The sequence below is a fragment of the Effusibacillus lacus genome (assembly GCF_002335525.1).
GTDB lineage: Bacteria > Bacillota > Bacilli > Tumebacillales > Effusibacillaceae > Effusibacillus > Effusibacillus lacus.
This window is the reverse complement of the sequence record NZ_BDUF01000116.1, coordinates 1-1222: the sequence shown is the minus strand read 5'-3', so window position 1 is coordinate 1222 and position 1222 is coordinate 1. Positions and strand designations below refer to the sequence as shown.

General features: G+C 41.1%; 2 protein-coding genes. One reads left to right on the top strand and one right to left on the bottom strand.

Going from position 1 to position 1222, the window contains the following annotated elements:
- Positions 1-83 precede the first annotated feature (83 nt).
- Entirely contained in the window at positions 84-458 is a 375-nt protein-coding gene (gene tnpA, locus EFBL_RS19660) for an IS66 family insertion sequence element accessory protein TnpA (RefSeq protein ID WP_096184373.1), read from the bottom strand.
- Between the two features lie 69 nt (positions 459-527).
- Between tnpA and EFBL_RS19655 the strand changes: the two genes are divergently transcribed.
- On the top strand, positions 528-977 hold the full coding sequence (locus tag EFBL_RS19655) for a disulfide oxidoreductase (protein WP_096184371.1): 450 nt from the start codon (positions 528-530) through the stop codon (positions 975-977).
- The last annotated feature ends 245 nt before the right edge of the window (positions 978-1222 follow it).

The window sequence follows — 1222 nt, the reverse complement described above, 5'->3', positions numbered from 1 at the left end:
ACCCATCGAACACGAACGTATGTACTATCAATCTATTAAAAATGCAGCATAAAATCTCTACTTTTTGTGTCTACTCTATTGACTTAATACCAAAACACCCATACGGGTCGACATGGAACTCTGTCGACCCTACTATTTTTCCATTTGTGGGTGGTCAACTTTTTGTTTAGCAAAGTGGTCAACTTTTTGATTGACAAACACATGACTTCAATTGCGACCGAACCCACCTTGACGAGGAGAGACGATTCGGTCTCAACCGTCTGGTTGTCCACGTTGACTGTAACCCATTGAGATTGGCGAGCCGGTTTTTTATCGGTATCTTTCAATTTCCGTATCCAATACCAGAGTTGACGTGTGGTGACTTGATGGATCGCACACCATTCCGATGCACGCTGTCCACTAGCCCGATAAGCTTCAATACGGGCCTTCCATGTTTCTCTAAGATCTGCTTGCGTCATAAAAAAATCCTCCTCGCTTCATTCTGAGGAAGATTATCTCACGGACAAGAGAAGGCTCATAGGTGGGGAATATTTGACGCTTACGTAGCGTCGATTCTCTCCAAGTGGGGACTTATTATTTCTTGGTCTATATCCATAGTAGCTGTTCTAGGAAGCCTTTATTTCAGTGAAGTGGCGGGATATGTACCTTGTACACTATGTTGGTTCCAGCGAATCTTCATGTATCCTCTTGCAGTGATTTTAGGAATTGCTTCGTACAGAGGAGACACACATATTACTAATTATGTCTTACCTTTTTCAATCATTGGAGGATCGTTCTCACTTTACCACTATCTTGAACAGAAAATTTCTTATTTCGGAGAGCTTACTCCTTGTAGAGTTGGGATTCCATGCAATGTGGAGTATATTAATTGGTTTGGCTTCATTACCATCCCATTTTTGGCATTGGCATGTTTCTTCCTGATTACTGTTATTATGTGGATTATTCGGAGAGATACGCTTCACAAGGGAAAAAATTAAAACTATTTAGCCAAAATTGTACCGGGTAACCAGATCCAATGACTAGAATCGTCATGAAATGCACGTTACCGATGTAATAACAGCTAACGGACTGGTAATGGGTGTTGGGCCTATGAAAGGAAGCAGCAAAATTTAGTGGTGTAAATGATGTTACTAGTAGTTCGTTTCCATAATAGACTTACTTTTACCTAGCAGCAGACTCCAAGCCGTACTTCCAACGAAACGGAACAGGATTTTCGTTAATT

Coding starts and splice junctions, on each gene's coding strand:
- tnpA (WP_096184373.1), bottom strand. CDS start 458: ATGACGCAAGCAGATCTTAGAGAAACATGGAAGGCCCGTATTGAAGCT.